The sequence below is a fragment of the Streptomyces toxytricini genome (assembly GCF_014649915.1).
Classification (GTDB): domain Bacteria; phylum Actinomycetota; class Actinomycetes; order Streptomycetales; family Streptomycetaceae; genus Streptomyces; species Streptomyces toxytricini.
The window spans coordinates 48,679-69,993 of record NZ_BMTY01000005.1 but is presented as its reverse complement, the minus strand read 5'-3'; the positions used below and the strand labels follow the sequence as shown (position 1 = coordinate 69,993).

General features: G+C 74.3%; 16 protein-coding genes. 6 read left to right on the top strand and 10 right to left on the bottom strand.

Going from position 1 to position 21,315, the window contains the following annotated elements; genetic code table 11:
- Nucleotides 1-82 precede the first annotated feature (82 nt).
- The 6 genes from IE170_RS07835 (at nucleotide 83) to IE170_RS07810 (ending at nucleotide 11,218) form a co-directional block, all read left to right on the top strand.
- On the top strand, nucleotides 83-1,840 hold the full coding sequence (locus tag IE170_RS07835) for an immunity 49 family protein (RefSeq protein WP_229884637.1): 1,758 nt from the start codon (nucleotides 83-85) through the stop codon (nucleotides 1,838-1,840).
- Nucleotides 1,841-2,357: 517 nt separating this feature from the next.
- Nucleotides 2,358-4,544: a TerD family protein gene (locus tag IE170_RS07830; RefSeq protein ID WP_189808565.1), complete on the top strand. Its 2,187-nt coding sequence runs from the start codon at nucleotides 2,358-2,360 to the stop codon at nucleotides 4,542-4,544.
- A gap of 439 nt (nucleotides 4,545-4,983) precedes the next feature.
- Nucleotides 4,984-5,724, top strand: coding sequence for a sugar nucleotide-binding protein (locus IE170_RS07825; protein WP_308428371.1), 741 nt, complete (start codon nucleotides 4,984-4,986; stop codon nucleotides 5,722-5,724).
- Nucleotides 5,725-5,805: 81 nt separating this feature from the next.
- Nucleotides 5,806-7,278: a competence protein CoiA family protein gene (locus tag IE170_RS07820; protein WP_229884636.1), complete on the top strand. Its 1,473-nt coding sequence runs from the start codon at nucleotides 5,806-5,808 to the stop codon at nucleotides 7,276-7,278.
- 124 nt (nucleotides 7,279-7,402) lie between these two features.
- Entirely contained in the window at nucleotides 7,403-10,111 is a 2,709-nt protein-coding gene (locus IE170_RS07815) for a helix-turn-helix transcriptional regulator (RefSeq protein WP_189808564.1), read from the top strand.
- Nucleotides 10,112-10,246: 135 nt separating this feature from the next.
- Nucleotides 10,247-11,218, top strand: coding sequence for an AraC-like ligand-binding domain-containing protein (locus tag IE170_RS07810; RefSeq protein ID WP_189808563.1), 972 nt, complete (start codon nucleotides 10,247-10,249; stop codon nucleotides 11,216-11,218).
- A gap of 257 nt (nucleotides 11,219-11,475) precedes the next feature.
- Here IE170_RS07810 and IE170_RS07805 read toward each other — a convergent pair whose 3' ends face one another.
- The 10 genes from IE170_RS07805 to IE170_RS07760 form a co-directional block, all read right to left on the bottom strand.
- Nucleotides 11,476-12,180, bottom strand: coding sequence for a GPR1/FUN34/YaaH family transporter (locus IE170_RS07805; protein ID WP_189808562.1), 705 nt, complete (start codon nucleotides 12,178-12,180; stop codon nucleotides 11,476-11,478).
- A gap of 17 nt (nucleotides 12,181-12,197) precedes the next feature.
- Complete coding sequence (locus IE170_RS07800; RefSeq protein WP_189808561.1) at nucleotides 12,198-14,114, bottom strand: amidohydrolase; 1,917 nt, start codon at nucleotides 14,112-14,114, stop codon at nucleotides 12,198-12,200.
- Nucleotides 14,111-15,064 carry an alpha/beta hydrolase gene (locus IE170_RS07795; protein ID WP_189808560.1) on the bottom strand — a complete coding sequence of 318 codons (954 nt, stop codon included), beginning with the start codon at nucleotides 15,062-15,064 and terminating at the stop codon, nucleotides 14,111-14,113. The genes IE170_RS07800 and IE170_RS07795 overlap by 4 nt, the downstream gene beginning before the upstream one ends.
- Before the next feature lie 156 nt (nucleotides 15,065-15,220).
- Nucleotides 15,221-16,051, bottom strand: a complete 831-nt coding sequence (locus IE170_RS07790; protein WP_189808559.1) for an alpha/beta fold hydrolase — start codon at nucleotides 16,049-16,051, stop codon at nucleotides 15,221-15,223.
- Nucleotides 16,052-16,188: 137 nt separating this feature from the next.
- Complete coding sequence (locus IE170_RS07785) at nucleotides 16,189-16,776, bottom strand: Dps family protein (protein WP_189808558.1); 588 nt, start codon at nucleotides 16,774-16,776, stop codon at nucleotides 16,189-16,191.
- A 184-nt stretch (nucleotides 16,777-16,960) separates the two neighbouring features.
- Nucleotides 16,961-17,449 (bottom strand): DoxX family membrane protein, encoded by a 489-nt coding sequence (locus IE170_RS07780; protein WP_189808557.1) that lies wholly within the window; start codon nucleotides 17,447-17,449, stop codon nucleotides 16,961-16,963.
- 4 nt (nucleotides 17,450-17,453) lie between these two features.
- A complete protein-coding gene (locus IE170_RS07775) occupies nucleotides 17,454-18,116 on the bottom strand; it encodes a hydrolase (RefSeq protein WP_189808556.1) in 663 nt (220 codons plus the stop codon).
- A 175-nt stretch (nucleotides 18,117-18,291) separates the two neighbouring features.
- Nucleotides 18,292-19,050, bottom strand: coding sequence for an MBL fold metallo-hydrolase (locus IE170_RS07770; protein WP_189808555.1), 759 nt, complete (start codon nucleotides 19,048-19,050; stop codon nucleotides 18,292-18,294).
- A gap of 69 nt (nucleotides 19,051-19,119) precedes the next feature.
- Nucleotides 19,120-20,097 carry a GlxA family transcriptional regulator gene (locus tag IE170_RS07765; RefSeq protein WP_189808554.1) on the bottom strand — a complete coding sequence of 326 codons (978 nt, stop codon included), beginning with the start codon at nucleotides 20,095-20,097 and terminating at the stop codon, nucleotides 19,120-19,122.
- Nucleotides 20,098-20,256: 159 nt separating this feature from the next.
- Nucleotides 20,257-21,309, bottom strand: coding sequence for a YncE family protein (locus IE170_RS07760; protein WP_189808553.1), 1,053 nt, complete (start codon nucleotides 21,307-21,309; stop codon nucleotides 20,257-20,259).
- Nucleotides 21,310-21,315 lie beyond the last annotated feature (6 nt).

The window sequence follows — 21,315 nt, the reverse complement described above, 5'->3', positions numbered from 1 at the left end:
TCGCTCGCCCGGGCGAGGCTTCAAGCCCCCTGTCAGAGCCGCCGCCTAGGCTCGTCTCAGGACTTGATCAAGGAGCAGGGCAGTGCGAATAGAGCGTCACCAGGTGGACGAAGCGGTCGTGCGGGCAGCGCGCGAGGACTTCACGAACCGCATCGAGGGCCAGGTTTGGTCGATGTCGAGGGCCGGTCGGATGGCCACCTACGAGTGGCAGGCGATAGCCGGCGAGTTCCTCGACTACCTGGGCGCGCTCTCCGTCGAAACGCCCGACCTCGACACCGCGGAGGCCAAAGCCGCCCTGAAGGACGCCTCCGAGGCCGCGGTCGGCGCCGTCGCCTACGCCGCCTACCACCCGCACTGCACCTTCCAGGTTTTTCTCGACTACGTGAACTTCGGCAGGGGCTACGACCCGGGGGAGGACGCCCCCGCGGAGAGCGTCACGCCGTCGGAGTGGATCGACGCGTTCTGCCTGGCCGTCCTCAGGGACAAGGCCGAGTGGCACGGCGAGGCCTTCCACTTCGCCCGGCAGAAGTTCGCCGAGCAGGCGAAGGGGACACCCGCCGGAGAACTCGCCACGGCGCTGACGGCCGTGGTCCTGCACCACACCGGCGACGACGAGGACTACCCGCCGAGCGCGCAGGCCAAGCTCACCGCCGTCGACGCGGCCCTGAACCGCATCCGGATCCGCGCCGAGGAGACCGGCGAGCCGCCGGTGGACCGGCCGGACAGCACGGCACTGCGCACACTGCGCGCCCTGGCCGCCGAGGACCGGGAGGCCTTCAACGCCGGGCTGGCCGATCTCCTGGCCGGGCACGCGGCCCCGCAGGGCCCCAAGGCCTCCCCGAGCAGCCTCCTCCCGCTCGTCCCCATCGCCCTTGCCGCGCTCGCGTACCGGACCATGGGCTGGGCGCCCGCCGTCCACACCGACTACCTCCCGCACGCCCTGGTCACCGGCTTCGAGACCCGCGGCCCCCGGGTCGCAGGGTTCGGCCGGGGCCGGCGGCCCGACGCGGTCGCCGCGCTCGCCGCCGGCCCGCTCGTGGTGGAGCGGCCCGCCTGTCGGCGCGAGGAGATCTCCCAGGTCGAGGCCATGTACGAGGAACACCTCGAGGAGGCGTTCACCCCCGTCGACGGAGCACCTCTGGCCGTCTGGCGGCTCGCGAGCGTCCTGGAGGATCAGGGGCGTCTCTTCAAGTGGCGTGCGGGAGGCGCCGGCGACGATACGGACGCCCAGCTTGCAACCCTTCGCACGGCCTCCCAGACGGGGGCGGCCCTGTTCCGCATCGCCATGGCGGAACCGGGAACCGAGGTCGAAGTGGAGGTGGACGGTCGCGTACTGCGCTACCCCGCCTCCCGGGGCAGGGAAGCAGGCGCCGGCTACTGGCAGATGGCGACCGCCTTCGCCCTGATCACCGGCGCACGGGAGGACCTCGCCCCGCTTGTCCTCACCGGCCCCACCTTCGCCAGGCCGGACGGCTCCGCGTTCACCGCGTACCGGGAGGCCCTGCACGCCTACCTGAAGGGCGCCGAACCCGAAGCAGCCGCGCAGCGGGCGCTTCAAGAGGCGGAGAAGGCCGAGGACTGGGGTTTCGCCATGCCGCCGGCCGTGCTGCTGTCGCAGCTGGTGGACGGCGACGAGGAGAGCTTCAACCTGGCCCTGGCCGACGCGCTCGAAACCCACCGCGCGTACTACCAGGTCGCCGACCGCGCCGACCATCCGGACGTCTCCGTCAACCTCGACGTCCTCGCCCTGGCCTGCCACGCCCGCCGCCGCGGTTGGGCCATCCGTGTCGAATCGCCCTACCTCCCGCAGCGCCTCCTGCAGACCGCCGAACCCTTCTAGGGCCTGTCGTCAACTCCCGCCTGCCCCGCGACGCCCGGCACGCGCTCTCGCCGCACCGGGCGAAAGCCCGTCCGGTACGCGGGCTTCCGCCCGGCACTCCGAGAGCACGCACCAAACGCCGCGGGGCCGCCCTCCGGGCGACGACTGGAGTTTGACGACAGGTCCTAGCCTGATCGCGGCAGACGCCCCGGCGGCGGTACTCCCTGCGTCCCGAGGGGAAGGCCGCCGAGAGCTGGCCGCATGCTGGTCCGGGGGCTCCTCGTCTCGGGGATGCGGAGCGCCTCGCCGCACCTGAGGCCGATGCCCGCTCCGCGCGGTACCCGTGCGAAACGCTGTGCGACGGCAACGACATGCCACCCCGCCTGCCGGACGTTCGTCGTGCCGCCGCAGGCGGCCCGCCAGACGTTCCCGGTACGCGCCCCCCGCTCCCGGAGGCGAACGGGCACCCGGCTGCGGCCGGCCCCCGGCGTCCGAAAACGCGAATGCGGCTGGTCGGGTGGTCTGGGATCATTCGCGGATGCCCCACCCTCTCGAAGCCCTGGTCATCCGGCACACCCACCGCCTCCCCGCCCCCTCCGGGCCGGCCGGGCAAGGCGGCACTGCAGCGCGGCAGTTCGACGCAGCGCTGATGTCCGTGGGCTTCAAACTCTCGGGGGAACTGCTGGAGCGCCTCTCGGGGCTGGCCGAGGAGACCGTCCTCGACACCGCCTCACGCACGCTCGACACCGTTCGCGCGATGGTCGGCGACCACGTCCGGCACAACGTCCGCTTCGTCGACTTCCCCGCCAACGTGCCGGACACGCTCGACTTCTGGATGCAGTGCATCCGCGAGGCCCTCGACGACGACGCCTCCCGTCCCGGCACCCTCGACCAGCTCCGGTCCGGTGTCGTCGACCTGCTGACCCTTCCGACGTACGGGACCTACCGGCACACGTACGAAGAGATGCTCTCCGCCCACGACGAGCTGATCGCCGCCGCCGGCGACCGCATGACGGTCCTGCACGCGGGCGGCGCACCCGAAGCCGAGGCCACCGCCCTGTACCTGGCGCTGGCAGGAAGTGCCGCGCCGCTGGGCGAGGAGGACTTGCGCGACCTCGCGGTGCTCGCCGGGCACTGCGCCGACGGCCCGCAGCCCGCGCAGATCCCGGTCCGGGAGAACCGCGCCGTCGTCAACCGTGCCCGCCTCGACCGCGGCGCGGACCTCCTGCTGGACACCGTCACCGACGCCTTGCGCCTGGCCTGCGCCCTGTCGGACGGCGACGTGACCCTCGCCGAACCGACCCGCTTCCGGTCGCTGCCCCGGCCGGTCCGCCGCGCCCTCCTCGCCGGGCTCGACGCTGTCGTCGCCGCGTCGCCCGCCAAGCTCGCCGACGTCACCGCGCACCGCGAGGCGTTCAAGCGCCTCGGCGAGCGCCTCCACCCGCACGAGTACCCGCACTGGCCGCACGCCGCCGACGTCTTCGCCGTCGCCCGCGGCGAGAAGGAGGCCCGGACCCTCGACAGCCGCGTCGAGGAACTGCTCGGCGCCGACGACGTCACGGGCGCGGCACTGCTTCTGGCGTCCGCCGCCCCTGGCAAGCTGCTGCGCTCCCTGGACCGGCTGCTGCGCGCCTGCCCCGGGCAGGTGGAACGCGACGCGGTCACGGCCGCCGCCGAGGCGGCGGCCCCGCAGGTCTCCGGCCGGGTCCTGCTGTCGGTACGCGAACACTTCCACAACCGCACCCTGGAGCGGGTACCGCGCCCGCGCCGCTTCTTCGTCAACCGCGGCGGCCGCGCCTGGGTCACCACGGACACCCGCCCGCCCGTTCCGGAACCCGAGACCAAGCGCCTCGTCGCAGCCCTGGACGCCGAGACGCGGCGCCGGCTCCCGGAGCCGGGGCACCTGCTGGTCGACCCCGCCGTCCTCGACGTCGCACTGCCGCTCAGCGGCAAGGCGACGGCCGCCGGGCTCGGCGTACTGCCCCGCGGCTCCGTCTCGCCCGTCGACGGGGAGCTGCTGCGGTTCTTCGTCCACTGGCGGCAGGCGCAGCGCAGCACCGACTTCGACCTGTCCGCCCTCATGCTGGACGGGTCGTACGAAACGGTGACCTGGCTGTCGTACACGGCCCTGCAGGACCTCGAAGGCGAACACTCCGGGGACATCACCGACGCGCCGGCGCCCGACGGCGCCTCGGAGTTCATCAACCTGCGCCTGGACGCCGTACGCGGCGACTTCATCGTCCCGCAGGTCAACATCTTCTCCGGGGAGGGCTTCGAGGAGGTCGCCGAGTCGTTCTTCGGGTTCATGCTGCGCGACGCCGATCAGCAGGGCCGCCCCTTCGAGCCGCGAACGGTCCGCATGAAGTCGCAGATGCGGGGGACGGGCAGGGTCGCCCTGCCACTGGTGTTCCTGCGCGGCGACGACGGCAGGTGGCGAGCCAAGTGGCTGCACCTGTACCTGAAGGGCAGCCCGAGCGCCAACCGGGTCGAGGGGAACAGGGTGTCGGTCGCCACCCTGGTGCGCGGCATCGTCGAACGCGACCAGCTGACGGTCCGGCACCTGATCGGCCTGATGGCCGACCGGGCCGCGGCCACCACGTGGTGGGACGGCACGCGGCTCCCGAACGGCCCGGTCACGTACATCGGCCTGGAGCGCCCGGAAGGACTCCACCCGCAGTCAGTGGTGATCACCCCGGAAAACCTGCGCGCACTGATCCCGGCCTGACTGCTACCGTTGGCCGCGGCGAGGCCATGGGCGGACTTCCTTCTCACCACTCCACTGAACTAGTCCCCCCGCTTTCCTCGCCGCCGACGGCGAAGCCGGGATGCCTACGGGCACCCCGGCTTCGCCGCTTCCCGCCCGATGCTCGACGGCGTCGGCAAGGCCGTGGCCTCTGGGGTCCCAGTGCGCCCGGCAGCCTCTCAGACACCGAAGGCGGTCGCCCTGTGCGGGGCGAATTGCCTTCGCCCGTGAGCCGCAGAAGCGCAACCTCCGGAACCCGCGCCGGCGCCCGCCGTGTCGGCAGTAGCGTGCCGGGAATGACCACTTTGATCATCGGCGGCAGCGGCTTCCTGGGTGCCGAGCTCATCCGGCAGGCGACCGCCGCCGGGCACACCACGGCCGCCACCTACGCGACCCGGCCCGGCACCACGGCTGCCACTGTGTGGCACCCCTCGACCTGCGGGACGCAGACGGCATCGACGCCCTGCTCACGCGGGTGCGCCCCGACACCCTCGTCAACGCATCGAGTGGCGGGGCGGACTGGCGGGTCACCGCGGAGGGCCCGGTCCGGCTGGCCATCGCCGCGGCGAAACACGGCACCCGCATGGTCCACGTCTCCAGCGACGCCGTCTTCTCCGGCACCCGCGTCCACTACGACGAATCCAGCCTCCCCGACCCCACCACCCCCTACGGAGCAGCCAAGGCAGCGGCCGAGACCGGCATCCTCGCCATCCACCCCGAGGCCGCCGTCGTCCGCACCTCGCTGATCATCGGCCACGGACGCTCCACCCACGAAAAGCTCGTACACGACCTCGCCACCGGCACCCGCGACGGCGTCCTCTTCACCGACGACTTCCGCTGTCCCGTGCACGTCTCCGACCTGGCCGCCGCCCTCTTGGAACTCGCGGCCGGCGAGACGTCCGGCATTCACCACGCCCGCCGGCGCCGACGCCGTCAGCCGCCACGAACTCGGCACCCTCATCGCCCAACGCGACGGCCTCGACCCGTCCCGGCTCCCCACCGCCCTACGCGCCCACAGCCCCCACCCCGGCCCCCTCGACGTACGCCTCGACAGCCGCGCGACCCAGCGGATCCTGCGCACCACCCTGCGAGGCGTGCGGCGGTTCACCGACCGGGCAGAGCGGACGGCCCCACGGCTCCGCCACTGTTGACCGGCCAGTGATCGGCGAACCCGGTCCGCGGCATGACGCGATGTCAGTGCTCCGCGCCACACTGGCCCCGTCGCCGACCAGCAGGAGGCAGCGTGGCGTTCAGGGCCGTACACGCCGAGTGGGGAACCGTCTTCGCGCACCTGTCCGACCTCGGGTGCGGACGCGGCTGGGAAGCGGTGTGGAAGACCCGACCACCCGCCCCACTGACCTGCGACGAGTGCCGTCATCCGATGTACGCGAAGACCTCCCGCGGCGGCTTGCGGTTCTTCGCCCACGCTCCCGGAGCCCCCACGTGCGCGCTCGGCCTGGAGTCCGTCGCCCACCACCTGCTGAAGCTGGAGCTGGCGAACGCGGCGCGGGACGCCGGCGCCCACGCCGAACTCGAAGTCCCCGGCCCCGAAGGCACCTGGCGGGCCGACGTCCTGGCCACCGATCCCGCCGGGAACTGGGCGACCGCCCTGGAAGCCCAGCTCGCGCCGATCACCGGCGTCGACATCACTGCCCGCACCGACAGGATGCGTGCCGACGGCGTCACCTCGATCTGGTTCAGCGACCGGCCCCGCCCTCCCTGGCTCGGCATCGTCCCCTCCGTCCGCCTGGAACGGTCCGAGGCAGCCGGGCACCTGGCCGTCGCCGAAGGCCTGATGAAGTTCGAGAGCCGCAGCTGGAAGCCAGTGCCCGCCTCCCTCATCCAGTTCCTCACTTGGGCGTTCACCCAGCGGATCGTCCCGCACACCCCGCGAACCCCGACGCAGTACCCCCAGCGGCCTCTCCCCACGGTGTGGACTGCACCGCAGTACGTCTCCGCCGAGGACACCCACCTCGTCGAGGAGGAGCGCCGACAGCGCGCGTACGAGACCCGCATGGCCGCGCTACGGGCAGCCCAGGAGAGGAAGCGGGAGGAGATCCGCGCCCAGAACGCCATCTCCCGCGCGAAGGCTGTGGACGAAGCGACCACTGCCGAACGAGCCGCCCGCGCCGCCCGGACCGGCAGACTGCGGGAGATTGCCATCCGCTTCCGCCCCGGCATCGACCTGGCACTGGCCAAACTCGCCGACGAGCGCGGCGTCACGGCGACCGTGGGTTTCAGCACCGGCGACCCCCGCTACGCCGGCGGCGTACCCCTCGTCGACGAGAACGGCGTCACCGCCGCCGTCTTCGACCCCGACCCCGGGCGGGTACGGGGCCACGCCTTCCGGCTCCTGGCCGGCCTCCTCCTGATCTTTCCCAGCCAGACCAGCCAACGGCGCTTCGAGAAGGCGACGAAGCGCACGAAACACAAGCCGATCGACGGCTACCGGACCGACTTCGTCGACGCCCCGCCCTCCGGCCCCGCCGGATCCCCCCGGCGCATCGTGTCGAACGCGCACACCTGCATCTGCACTGCACCGCAGCTCGTCGCGAGAATCCGGAACGCCGAGTACCCCGCCGAGCCCAGCGATCAGATGGACCCCGCTGCCACCCTCTTCCGGTGCCGGTGCCGAGTGTGCGGCGGCACGTACGAGAAGCCGTGGCGCCGGACCGGCAGCACACCCGCCCACCGGACAACCCGCGCGGGGGAGTGAGGGGGGCCGGAGCGGAAGGGTCCGTACCGATATCGGTGCTCACTCCGAGTTATGCTCTGGCCTGCGAGTTCGCGGCGCGCGGACGCCGCACCGCACCGAGGGCGACGAGTTCAGGAGACACCAGTTGATCGGTCGTCAGAGGGAGCGGGCGGTCATCGCCGAAGCGCTCGCGCCGAGCGCCCCCGTCGCGTCACTGCTGCTCCTCGGGGAGCCCGGGGTGGGCAAGACGACCCTGCTCGACTCGGCGGTCGACACGGCCTCGGCGGCAGGCGCCACCGTGCTCAGGGTGCGCGGCAGCGCCGCCGAGACCGAACTCGCCTTCGCCGGACTGCACCAGCTGCTGTTCCCCGTCCTCGACCGCGCGGAGGGCCTGCCCCTCCGCCAGCGCGCCGCCCTGCTGAGCGCCTTCGGCCTCGGCGACGACCCGGCGCCGCCCGACCTGATGATGATGAGCCTCGCCGTGCTGACCCTGGCCTCCCAGCTCGCTTCGGCGAGGAGGCTGCTGCTCGTGGTGGACGACGTCCAGTGGCTCGACCACGGGACCTGCCAGGTGCTGGGCTTCCTCGCCCGGCGCCTCGCGGGCGAGCCCATCGGGCTGCTCCTCGCCGCCCGGGGCACGCGCCGCCCCGACTGGCTGGACCGGTCCGTGCCGGAGCTGCCGGTCCCGGCCCTCCCGCCGGCCGACGCCGAAGAACTCCTGAGCACCCAGCCGGACGCCCCCGCCGGGCCCGCCCGGCGCAGGATCCTCGACACGGCAGCCGGCAATCCGCTCGCCCTGGTCGAGCTCGCCCGGCAGGCGGCGCGCGACGGCGGACTGCCGGCGACGGGCCACGTGCCGGTGACCGACCTGCTGGAGCGCACCTTCGCCGCCCAGGTGGACGAGCTGCCCGCGGCGTCCCGCGGGGCGCTGCTGCTCGCCGCGGCGGCGGAAGGCGCGGGCCTCGCCGACGTCATGGCCGCGCTGCCGCCCGGTACGGACGTCGAGGTGTGGCGGCCGGCGGAACAGGCGGGCCTGATCCGCCTCCACCCGGACCGCATCGACTTCCGCCACCCGCTGGTCCGGTCCGCCATCTACGGTGCGGCTCCCTTCGCCGAACGCCGGAGCGCGCACCTGGCGCTGGCCGCCGCCCTCCGGGGCGATCCGGACCGGCGGGCCTGGCAGCTGTCGGCGGCCACCGTGGCGCCCGACGCGTCGGTCGCCGGCGCCCTGGAGGAGACCGCACTGCGCGCGGTGGCACGGGGGGCGATGGCCGAGGCGGTCGCCGGTCTGGAGCGGGCCGCACAGCTCGGCACCGACCCCGCCGACCGGGTCCGCCGACTGGCCACCGCGGCGTACGCCTCGGTGCTGGTCGGCGACCTCGGCCAGGCGGAGGCCTTCGCCGCACTGGCCCTCGAAGCGAACCGCGACCCGATGACCGCGGGATGGATCTCCGGCCTCAGCGGCCTCGTCGCCATGCTCACCCTGCGGTTGGAGAGGGCGTTCGCCCTCGTCGACTCGGACGGGCTGATGCACCCGGCGGCGATCGGCGCCGGCGTGTCGACCATCGCGACCGGCATCGCCTACCATTCGGGCGCCCCCGCCCAGCGCGCCCGCCTGCGCGCCCTGCTGGACCGGCGCGAGGCACAGGACATCGCCTCCCACCCGTTCCACCTCTGGGACCTCGGGGTGACGGACCCGTTCGTGCACGGCGCCTCGATCCGCGAGGTGCTGCCCGCCGTCGCCGCGGCGCCCGGCCGGCTCCCCACCGAACTGCACACCCTCGGCGTGCTCTGCCTGGTACTGGACGAGACCGAGACCGCAGTGAGCCTGCTCGGCGAGCTGGTGAACCCGCAGTGGGAGGACGCGGACGCCTTCCACGCCGGAATGACCGCCGCCGACCTGGCGTGGGCGAACGTGGACGGCGGCCGGTGGGCCGACGCGCGGCTCGGCGTCGAGCGCCTGGCCGCGCGGTTCCTGGACGGTGAGCACACCCTCGGCTCCGTACGGGCCGTGACCGTCCTGGCCACCCTGCACGCCCTCACCGGCGAGCCCGAGCCGGCGCTCCGGCACGCGGCGGCCGCACTGGCCGTGACCGAGCCGGCCGGCGCGCTCGGGACCGTGGTGCGCGCCCGCCGCGCCGCCGGCCTGGCGGCCACGGCCCTGGGCGACCACGCCTCCGCCCACCGGCACCTCCGCGAGGTCTTCGACGCCGCAGGCCACCCGCTGCACCACCACCTCTCCTGCTACGCGGTCGCCGACCTCGCGGCCGCCGCCGTGCTCACCGGGCAGGCCGACGAGGCCCGCACCGTGCTGGCGCGGGTGACCGCCGAGGTCGGCGACGGGGCCTCCGCCCGGCTGCGGCAGACCCTGGACCGGGCCGCGGCCCTGCTGGCCGACCCGGCGGACGCCGGGCCGCTGTTCCTGGCCGCGCTGGCCGACCCGACCGGGCAGCGGTGGCCCTTCGAGCGGGCGCAGGTATGGCTGGAGTACGGCGAATGGCTGCGCCGGCAGCGCCGGATCGCGGACGCCAGGGAGGCCCTCACCAAGGCCCGGGAGATCTTCGACGGCCTCGGCGCCGTGCACTGGAGCGCCCGGGCCGAGGCGGAGCTCAGGGCGGCAGGCGTCACCGTCGCGCAGGGCCGGCCCAGCGCCCTGCGGTCCCTGACGCCGCAGCGGCAGCGCATCGTCCGGCTCGCCGCCCAGGGCCTGACGAACCGTGAGATCGGCGAACGGCTGTTCCTGTCCCCGCGCACTGTGGGCACCCACCTCTACCAGGCCTTCCCCGCACTGGGCGTCTCCTCGCGCAGCCAGCTGCGGGACGTGGTGGAGCAGGACGCGGCGGCCGGCCCCTGAACGGCAGGAGCGGCGGCGCGGCCGGCGCCGCACCCCGCGGTGCGACGTACACGGGGCAAGTCATGTGACGGATGGCTGCGGCGGCCGGTGGTCCGAGAGTGGTTGCAGAAGCACCCCCCAACCCACCCGGAGATCATGTTGTCCCTGGTCAGCACCACCGCAGCCCTCCCCGTCACCGAACGAGCCGACTACTGGCACAGCCTGGTCTCCGGCACCTTCATCCCACTGGACGTCGCCCTCCACGAACCGGAGCCGGCGGTCGGCACGATCGTCAGCCGGCACGTCGGCGCCCTGCAGATCTCCGACGTCGAAGCCGGACCGCAGGCCGTCATCCGCAGCCGGCGCCGCATCGCACAGGGCGGCGGGCAGTACGTGACCGTCACGCTCCAGCACCGGGGAACGGCGCGGCTGACCCAGCACGGGCGGCAGGCAGTGGCCGTCCCGGGGACGTTCACCTGCTCGGACGCCGGCCGGCCGTACCGCCGGGAGCAGCCGGACGAATTCCGGTTCACCGCGTTCCGCGTTCCGAAGAAGGACATCGGCGTCTCCGACGACGACCTCGGCGCGGTGACCGCCACCGTGTTCGACGGCCGGTCCGGGACCGCCGGGCTGCTGGCCGGCTACCTCACCCGGCTCGCCGAGCAGGCGCCCGGCTTCGACGCCGACACCGGCCACCGGCTCGCCCTGACCGCCGCCGACCTGCTCGCGGTGCTGGTCCGCGAACGGCAGGGCCGGCCGGACCCGCACGCGCCGGAGGCCGCCCGGGGCATTCTGGCCCGGATCAAGGAGTACGTCCGGCGGCACCTGGCGGACCCCGGGCTGACCCCGGAGCGGATCGCGGCCGCGCACCACATCTCGGTGCGCCACCTGCACCGGCTCTTCGAGGCGGAGGGCACGTCCGTGGGCCGGTGGATCCACGCCGAACGCCTGGACCGCTGCCGCCGCGACCTGGCCCGCCGCGCCGGGACCGGGCCGACGGTATCGGCGGTCGCGCAGAGCTGGGGCTTCGTCAGCCCCTCGCACTTCAGCCGGTCCTTCCGCGCCGCGTACGGCATGACGCCGCGCGAGTGGCAGGCGGCGTCCCGGGGGCCGGCCGGCACCGGCTGAGCGGGCCGCGCCCGGCCGCCGCCGGGCCGGCACGACTCAGCACCTCACCCGGGGCCGGCCCGCAGCGCCGCGAGCTGCTCCTCGACGCGGGCGGCGGAAAGCCGGCGGCCGGGTGGTGGGCGATGTCGACGGCCAAGGGCCGCAGTTCGACCACCGTGGTGTCCACGGACGCGGCGGAATCCCCACCAGGCGCTCCACGGCGGCGGCGGGCCGGTCGGCCAGTGCCGGAGCGGGCGGGACGCGGGCGCCGGGCCGGTTCACAGGGTGCGGCGGACGCCGGCCTGCCGTTCCAGGTTGCGCAGCTGCACCGCGAGGTCCCCCTCGACGGCGTGGTGGGCTGGCCCGCTCCGGCCGATGGGGAGGACCTCCTCGCTGCGCATGTCCTCCAGCATCAGGGCGAACGCCGCGTAGGCGGCCGCGAGTGCCACGGCCAGGCCGAGGGCGCCGGCGGTCCGGGTGAGGGCCTCGGAGCCCGTCAGTCCGCCGAGGCCGGTGGCGGCCCACCGGGGCAGGGAGGCCACGATGACGATCCAGAGCGCGCGTTTGGGCCGGGTGACCGCGGCCATGAGCGCCCCGAGGACGAGGAAGGCCAGGTTGAACACGCCGAGCACCCTGGGCCCGCCCGCCGCGCCGGTTCCCATGACCAGCGCGTACGCCAGCCAGCTGCCGGCGAAGACGCCCATGAGGGTGGCCGCGACGACGTCCCGGGCGCTGAAGGCGAGGATGCTCACCAGGAACTGCAGCGCGAACGCGGGAAGCACGCACAGGGCGACGGCCCGCCGCTCCGACTCGTCGAACACACCGAGTTGCAGGCAGCCGGTCATGACGGAGGCGATCGCCACGGTGAAGAAGCCCAGCGGCATCGGGGAGGCCATCGGGCGCAGGTTGATGCGGGTCATCGCGCGCAGGTCGGGTTCGAAGCGGCGCCCCGATCCGCTGCCGGAGGCGTTGTCTGTACTCATGTGCGGGTCACTCTCGGTCAGGGGGCGAAGCAGGGGTCGACGGCGGCGGGCCCGGGCTGCGCCGGGGGCAGGGCGCCGCGCGCCGCACGCCACCGGCGGTGCTCCTCGGACTCGGCGACCGCCTCGGCCATGGCCTCGGCCTGGCGGGCGCCGGCCGGCCGGTAGCCGCCGAAGCGGGCGACGGGGCTCCAGTCGGGGCGGACCGGCGGCAGGGGCTCGTCGAGGCCGGCGTACTCGGCGCCTGCGTGGACGATGCGCCCTCCGACCACGGTGAGGACGGACTCGATGTCCGGGATCGCGGCCTCGGGCACGGTGAAGTAGTCCGCGGACAGCACCGCGAGGTCGGCGAGGAAGCCCTCGCGCAGCATGCCCTTGGTGTCGTCCTCGCCGGTCAGGCGGGCGCCGCCGAGGGTGTACAGCTCCAGCGCGGTCTGCCGGTCGAGCAGGTGCGCGGCGGGGCGGAGGGCGGTGCCGCCCACGGTTCGGCCGGTCACCAGCCAGTGCAGGGAGACCCACGGGTTGTACGAGGAGACACGGGTGGCGTCGGTGCCGGCGGCGACGGTCAGCCCGCGCCCCAGCATGGCCCGGACGGGCGGGGTGCGGGCGGCGGCCTCGGCCCCGTAGCGCTCCAGGAACGCGGTGCCCTGGAAGGACATCCGGTTCTGCACGGACAGGGCGCCGCCGAGGGCGGCGATCCGGTCGAGGCTGTCGTCGGAGGCGGTCTCGGCGTGGTCGAAGAGCCACCGGCTGCCGGCGGGGAAGAGTCCCTCGGCGGCGAGCTTCTCGAAGACCGCGAGGTCGCGGCGGATGGTCTCGTCATAGGTGGCGTGGAGGCGGAAGCCCCACCCGTGCTCGGCCAGCAGCCGGACGGCCTGCTCGAACTCGACCTCGTAGCCGGGGGTGAGCTCCGGCCGCGGTTCGGAGAAGTTCTCGAAGTCGGCGGCCGCCCACGTCAGGTTCTCTCCGGCGCCGCCCAGGCGCAGCCACTCGTCGCCGTCGCCGGGCCGCACGGTCTGCGTCCAGCGCCGCAGGTCCGCGAGTTCCTGCCCGGCGGTCTGCGGGAACAGGTGGTAGGTGATGCGCAGTGACAGCTCGCCCGAGCCGGCCAGGTCGACGACGGCGGCGTAGTCGTCGGGGAAGTTCTGGAACCCGCCGGCGGCGTCGACGGCCGAGGTGAGCCCGAAGCGGTTGAGTTCGCGCAGGAAGTGGCGGGTGGAGGCCCGCTTGTCGGCGGCGTCCAGGACGGGAGCCTTCGCGAGGGTGGAGTAGAGGAGCAGCGCGCTCGGCGCCGCCAGCAGCACCCCGGTCGGCTCGCCGTCCCGGCCGCGGACGATCTGCCCGCCGCGCGGATCGGGGGTCTCGCGGGTGTAGCCGGCGGCCCGTACGGCGGCCCGGTTCATCAGCGCCGACTGGTACAGGTGCAGGACGAAGACCGGGGTGTCGGGCGCTGCGGCGTTCAGTTCGGCGACGGTGGGCATCCGGCGCTCGGCGAACTGCTCGGCGGTCCAGCCGCCGACGACGCGGATCCACTGCCCCTTGGGGGTGCGGCCCGCCTGCTCGCGGAGCATCGCCAGGGCCTCGCGGAGGCTGGGCACGCCGTCCCACCGCAGTTCCAGTACGTAGTTGAGGCCGCCGCGGATGACGTGGAGGTGGGAGTCGTTCAGTCCGGGGACGACCCGGCGGCCGAGGGCGTCGACGACCCTGGTCGCCGGCCCGACGTGGGGGGCCAGGTCGTGGTCGTCGCCGAGGGCGAGGATCCGGCCGTCGCGGACGGCCAGCGCCGTGGCGGCGGGCCGGGCCGGGTCGCCGGTGTGGATCCTCGCGTTGCGCAGCAGGAGGTCGGCGGTGGCGGGGCCGCCGTGGTGGGCCGCCGGGACGACTCCGGCCACTGGCATGCTCGGGCCGGGCGTGCCGGTCGCGGGGGCGCCGGTCATGCCAGGGCCTCGCGCAGGGTGTCGACGGCGAGCCGGATCGCCAGGCCGGCGGCCCGCGTCTCGCGCAGGGCGTTCAGCATGACGAAGTCGTGGATGGTGCCGAGGACGCGCACCGCGGTGACGGGCACGCCGGCGGCGCGCAGTGCCGCCGCGTACGCCTCGCCCTCGTCGCGCAGGACGTCGGCTTCGGCGGTGATCACCAGGGCCGGGGGCAGGCCGGCGAGCTGCTCGGTGGTCGCGCGCAGTGGCGAGGCGGTGATCCGGGCCCGGTCGGCGGTGTCTGCCGTGTACTGGTCCCAGAACCACCGCATGGCGTCGCGGCGCAGGAAGTAGCCCTCGGCGAAGGCCTCGTAGGAGGGGGTGTCGAAGGAGGCGTCGGTGACCGGGTAGAAGAGCACCTGCTGCCGCAGGACGACATCCCCGCGCTCCTTGGCCATCAGGGTGAGCGCTGCGCTCATGTTGCCGCCGACGGAGTCCCCGGCGACGGCCATCCGGCCGGCGTCGAGCCCCTTCGCGGCGCCCTCGCGGACGATCCAGCGGGCGACTGCGTAGTTCTGCTCGATCGCGACGGGGTAGCGGGCCTCGGGCGACAGGTCGTACTCGGGGAAGACGACGGCCGCGCCGGTGCCGGCGGCCAGTTCACGCACCAGCCGGTCGTGGGTGCGGGCGTTGCCGAACACCCAGCCGGCGCCGTGGAGGTAGAGGACGACGGGGAGGGGGCCGGCTGCACCGCGGGGGCGGACGATGCGGGCGCGGACGGAGCCGGTGGGCCCGCCCTCCACGGTGATCCACTCCTCGTCCGTCCCGGGCAGGGACACGCCCTCGCCGTTCTGGACGTCGCCGACGGCCTTGCGGCCGTCGGCGACGGGGATCTCGTAGAGGAAGGGCGGCAGGGCCGTGGCGTCGGCGAAGGCCTGGGCGGCGGGCTCCAGCACGGGGTCGTGCGGCATGGGGAACTCCTTCGGCGGAAGGCGGGTGGGGTCGGCGGCGGGGAAGCGCACGGGATGGCGAGCGCGCCGGGGCGGGCGCGGGTCCGGCGGCGGGGCGCGCCGGCGGCCGCTCCCGGTGCGGGAGCCGGCCTCCGGCGCGCCCCGGGCGGCGTCCGCTCAGTCCAGGAAGGCGAGCAGGGCGGCGTTCACCTCGTCCGCGTGGGTCCACAGCAGGCCGTGCGGGCCGCCGGGCACGATGGTCAGCTGGGCGCCCCCGATGAGCTGCGCGAGCGGGACGGCGGTGGCGTCGACGGGCAGGATGCGGTCGGCGTCGCCGTGGACGATCAGGGTGGGGACGTCGATGCGCGGCAGGTCGTCGCGGAAGTCGGTCAGCCAGGCCTGGACGCAGTCGAGGGTGCCCTTGGCGGAGGCGCCGACGGCGACGTTCCAACTGGCCTGGACGGCCTGCTCGCTGATGCGCTCGCCGCCCAGCACGTCGGTGTTGTAGAAGTCCGCGAGGAACGAGGTCATGAACGCGAACCGGTCGGCCGCGATGGCCTGCTCGATCCCCGAGAAGACACTGCCGTCGACGCCGCCCGGGTTGTCGTCGGTCTTGAGCAGGAACGGCGGGACGACGCCGATCACGACGGCCTTGGCGACCCGCTCCGAGCCGTAAGCCCCGAGGTAGCGGGTCACTTCGCCGCTGCCCATGGAGAAGCCGACGAGCACGGCGTCGCGCAGGTCGAGCGTGGTGAGCAGGGTGTGCAGGTCGGCGGCGAACGTGTCGTAGTCGTAGCCGTCCGCCGGCTGGTCGGAGCGGCCGAAGCCGCGCCGGTCGTACGTGATCACGCGGTGGCCGGCGGCGAGCAGCGCGGCGGTCTGCTTCTCCCAGGAGGCCCCGTTGAGGGGCCAGCCGTGGATCAGCACGACCGGGCGGCCGGCGCCGTGGTCCTCGTAGTACAGGCGGACGGGGGCGCTGTTGCCTTCGGCGACGTCGATAAAGGGCATGGGTCAGTCCTTCGGTGCGTTTCCGGCCGCCGCGGCGGGCGGGCGGACGGTGGGTGTCGGGTGGGAGGGCCGGTGGGCCGGCGGAGGAAGCGGTCGGGAACGGGAGGGGCTGCGGGGCCCTGCTCCGCGCACCTCTGTCAGGGCCTCGGCGCCGGGGTGTCCGCGAGAGTGGCGGCCGCGAACCAGACCTGTGCCTCGCCGGTGCGGACGACGCCGGACACCAGGAGGTCGGCGGTCCCCTCGTCGCCCTCGGCGGCGATCCGGGCCGCGGCGTCGCGGGCGTCGACGAGGATGCGCTCGTGGGCGTCGAGGAGGCGCGCCAGCATGGCGGGCACCGGCTCGACGCCGTCCGGCGGGCGGGGTACGGAGGTCAGCTCCGCCACGTGCCGCGGGTCGCCGACCGCGACGCCGCCGAGGGTCTGTACCCGCTCGGCCAGGGCGTCGACGAGGGCGAGCTGCTCGTCCGCGTGCCGGTCGAGCATCAGGTGCAGCGAGTGGAAGGTCGGCCCGTGCACCAGCCAGTGGTGCTTCTTGTAGAGGGAGTGGAGGACCTGGGTGTCCGCGAGGAGGCGGTTCAGGCGCCGGCAGGCGTACGCCCGGGTGTCGGGGGCCAGGCCGAGCGGCAGCGGCCTGAGCGTGCCGAAGGCCTGGAGCTGGACGCCCTCGGCGTCGAGGTGCGCCGGGCCGCCGCCGGGGACGAGGGCCTCTGCGGGTGAGGGGTGCATCGGGGGATCGCTCCGAACGGGAAAGGAATGGGGCGCGCGCACGCGCGCGGGCGGGGCCGGTCCGGCGGGGTGCGGCCGGTCCGGCCGGTACGGGGGGCCAGGTGCGGCGGGTCCGGCCGCCCGCCCTGGTCGGGGAGGCGGGCGGCCGGCCCTGTCCGGGCGCGGCCGCGGTCCCGGGCCGTCCCTAGGCGGCGGGCCGGTGCAGGACGAGCCGGGTGAGCAGGCCGCCGGCGACACCCGCGGCGAGCACGGGGACGGTCCACCACAGCGGGTAGGGCGCCAGGCCGAGCAGCCGGTCGAGGGACCAGGCTCCGGGGCCCGTGGCGGCCAGCGCGGCGGCGGCGCCGATGAGGACGAGGGGGTATTCGTAGCCGTCGTTCTGCACCCACAGCCCGTTGGGCCGCTTCACGGTGAGGGCGACGGTCATCACCCCGATGGCCCCCGTCGCGGCGAGCGGCGTCAGCAGTCCGGCGGCGAGCAGCAGCCCCGAGCCGATTTGGCCGCCGCCCGCCGCGAGTGCGGTGAGGGCGCCGCCGCGGAACCCGTCGGCACGGAACTCCTCGGCTCCGCCCGCCAGGCCCCGGCCGCCGAGGTGCGTGCTGACCTTCTGCACCCCGTGGCCCGCGATGAGCAGGCCGACGAGCAGCCGCAGGACCAGGAGGCCGGTGTCCACGGGGTCAGCCGGCGGCGTGCGCGCCGAGGATGCTCTGCGCGTACACGACGCCCAGGCCGTAGGCCCCCGCGTGTTCCTTGACGACCTCCATGACGGCGCCGTAGGTCTCCTGGCGGGCCCAGTCGCGCTGGAGCTCCAGCAGCACCTGCACCCACGTCACCGGAACGGCGCCGGCGGCCGCCATGCGGGCGATCGCGTGCTCGTGGGCGGCCGGGGTGACGCCGCCGGAGGCGTCGGTGACCACGTACACCTCGTAGCCCTGCGCGAGAGCGGACAGCGCCGGCAGCACCAGGCAGACCTCGGTCCACAGGCCGGACAGGACGATCTTCTTGCGGCCGGTGGCCTTGACCGCCTCGACCAGGGCCTCGTCCTCCCAGGCGTTCATGCTCGTACGGTCGATCGGCTTCTCGTCGGGGAAGACGGCGGCCAGCTGCGGCAGCAGGGGGCCGGAGAAGGACTCGGCGGCCACGGTCGTCAGGATTGCCGGAACGCCGAAGGCGCGCGCCGCCTTGGCCAGCCCGACCGTGCTGTTGATGATGGCGGCACGGTCGCCGCTGCCGGTTCCGAAGAACATCTGCGGCTGGTGGTCGACGAACAGCATCAGGGCGTTGTCGGGGGTGAGGAGGTCTGCGCTCGGGGCGGCGTGGACCTGGGTGACGTCGAACATGGGGGTCCCCTCTGCTGTGTGCAGGGTCGGCTGGCGTGGTCGGGTGCCCGCCGCGCGGTTCCCCGCGCCGGGCACCACCCGAACGTACGGCCGTACCGGCGGGGGGAGTTGACCCTCCGTGCCCGGCGACTGTCCCGGGAGCGCAGAGCGTTTCCGTCCTGGCTCGGTCTGGCGGTCAGGCCGTGTCGGCTTCCGCGCGCCGGCGGAGACGTCCGGTTCGTTCGAGCCGGGACAGCCGCCGGTGTTCCCGGGAGGCCCAGCGCCGGACACGGTCGGGTTCGAGGGGGGTGCCGTGCCCGACGTGGAGCCGGGCGGGGTCCAGGGCGAGCATCTTCCGCAGGCTGGCGAGGTTGAGCAGCGGGTCGTCGTGGAAGGGAGGGTTTGCCGGCCGGCCCCGGACGAGACCGAAGAAGGAGTTGGCGATCAGGTCGCCGGCGACGAGGTCTCCTTCTCCGGTGAGGACCGAGACCGATCCGGCGGTGTGTCCGGGGGTCGGCATGATGCGTGCCGTGACGCCGAAGTCCTCCAGATCGGTTTCGCCGGTCACGAGCACCTCGGGTTCGAACGGTTCGACCTTCAGGTGCAGGTTCCTGTGCCGGGCCATGAGGCGGCCCATCGGACCGGTGGGCAGGTAGGGTTCGCGGGCCCGTCCGGCGCGGAAGGGACCGAGGTCGGCGGTGTGCCCCGCCACCGGCGCCCCGGTCAGGCGGTGCAGCTCGGCGGCGGCGCCGAAGTGGTCGATGTGGCCGTGCGTGACGACGATCAGGGACACGTCGGCGGGGTCCACCCCGTGTGCGGCGACCTGGTCGTGGATCCTGCGGCCGCTGCCGGGCGTCCCCGCGTCCACGATCACGGGCCGGCGGCCCAGCAGCAGGTACGCGTTGACGGTGTGCCGGCCCATGACCGGTATCGGGATGACCTTGGTGCGGGACACGCTGTTCTCCTTCGGGCATGGCGGTCGCCCGCCGCGCGGTGATCCGCGGGCGGTCGGGGGGTGCGGGGTCTAGCGGAAGCGGCGCCGGTATTCGGCGGGGGTGGTGCCGAGGCGGCGCCGGAAGGAACGGTGCAGGCTCTCCACGGAGCCGAGGCCGCTGAGGGCGGCGACCTCGGCCAGGCCGTGGCTGCTGTCCTGGAGCAGCCGGCGGGCTGCCTCCAGCCGGACGGATTCGACGTAGGCGGCCGGGGTGACGCCGGTGCGCCGGAGGAACAGCCGGGAGAAGTGGCGCACGCTCACGTGCAGCCGCCCGGCCAGGGCCTGGGCGGAAAGGTCCTCGGTGAGGTGTTCGCCGATCCAGACGCGCAGGCCGTCGATCGGGTCGCCGGGGTCGGCCGGAACCGTGAGCGGCACACTGAACTGGCTCTGGCCACCGGCGCGTTTGACGTACATGACCATCGTGCGGGCGGTGGCCAGCGCGAGTCCGGGTCCGTGGTCCTCGGTGACCATGGCCAGTGCCATGTCCATTCCCGAGGCGATGCCTGCGCAGGTCCACAGACGGCCTTCCCGGATGAAGATCGGGTCGGAATCGACCGTGACACGCGGGTGGTCGGCGGCCAGCCTCGCGGCGGTACGCCAGTGGGTGGTGGCGGACAGCCCGTCCAGCAGGCCCGCCGCGGCCAGCAGGTGCGCGCCCGAGCAGACGGAGGCCACCCGGTGGGTACGGGGCGCCGCCTCACGCAGCCAGTCGATGATCCCGCCGTCGAGCACCGGCTCCACTCCGTGGCCGTCCACGCGGACGGCTCCGGACACGAGGAGGGTGTCCACGTCGCCGTGGACCTCGTCCAGCGTCAGGTCGGCCATCAGCCGGATCCCGCTCGCGGTGGCCACCGGTTCGCCGGCGGCGGTCGCGATGCGGACGGTGTACCCGGGCCGGGCCGTGCCGGCGACCCGGGTGGCTATCGAGAACACCTCGGCCGGACCGGTGACGTTGAGCAGTTCGACGCCGGGGAAGGCGGCGATGACGACCCTGTGCGGTGGGAGCATGTGCCGATCATTTCGCCCTGCTGCGGCGGCCGCAATGACCATGTTCTGTCACATCCGGACACGGTCGTGTGGCCGGCCTGCCGCCGGGCTGCTGCCCCCGGGCCGCCCGACCGCCGGCGCCGGTCGGCCGCCGCCCGCTCGGCCCGGTGCCGCAGGCGGTCAGGCGGGCCGCGGGACGTACGCCAGGCCGTGGGCCCCGGGTTCGCCGAGCTTGGCGATGTCCAGCCGGGCCAGGCGCTCCAGCGTCTCCAGGTCGACGACGTCGACGGTGGAGGAGACGACACAGGCCACGTAGCCGAGTCGCCCGTCGGGCGAGGACGTGATGGTCAGCGGGAAGAGGCCGACCCCGACCTCGCCCAGCCGCTTGCGGGTGTCGGCGCAGAACACGGTGAGGCGGCCCGGTGCGTGGCGTCCCAGTTGCGCTCCCGGGGCGGCCGTCATGCGCAACTCGCCCGCGAGCAGCTTGCCCGTCGACGTCAGGTGCACCGGCAGGACGACGTTCTGCGTCGGCAGGGTGTCGACGACGGACGCCGTCCGGGGGTCGATGACGCGGATGCCGGTGGCCGGCCGCTCGCCGGCGCTGCCGGCGAAGTTGCCGTACGGCGCGGCGACGAAGGCGTGAGTGCCGTCGGCGGAGACGGCGAGCCCCTCACTGCCCGGGACGTCGACCTTCGCGGTGAGGGTGCCCCGTTCGAGGTCCACGACGGACACGAACGGCGCTTCCTTGTTGGTGGCGCACCCCGTCCGGCCCGCCGGGTCGATCGCGAACCAGTGCGGGCCGGGAGCGCCCGTGTCGATCCGGCCCAGGGGCCGGCGGGTCCCCGTGTCGATCACCACGACGCCTCCGGGCCGGTCCCGGGCGCCTTCCACGCTGACGTAGAGCAGCCCGCGCGCCGTGTCCAGCGCCAGACCGTGCGGCCCGTGTTCCGGGGCGAGGTCGACGACCTCGACGACGCGGCGGCTGTCGGGGTCGATGACCGCCAGCTCGGTGCGTCGGCCGCCGTTCGCGTGGTAGTAGCCCGAGTGGTACGTCAGCGTGCACCACAGCAACCGCTGCGCCGGGTCGTAGCACAGCTCGTGCGGCTCGGCGGGGACGTGCACGTCGCCGAGGCGGCGGTCGGAGGCGGCGTCGAAGAACGAGACCGTCGGTCCGCTCTGACTGACGACGGCGAGTACGTCGCCCTCTCGACCGGTACGGGCGGACTGCTGCACAGCGGC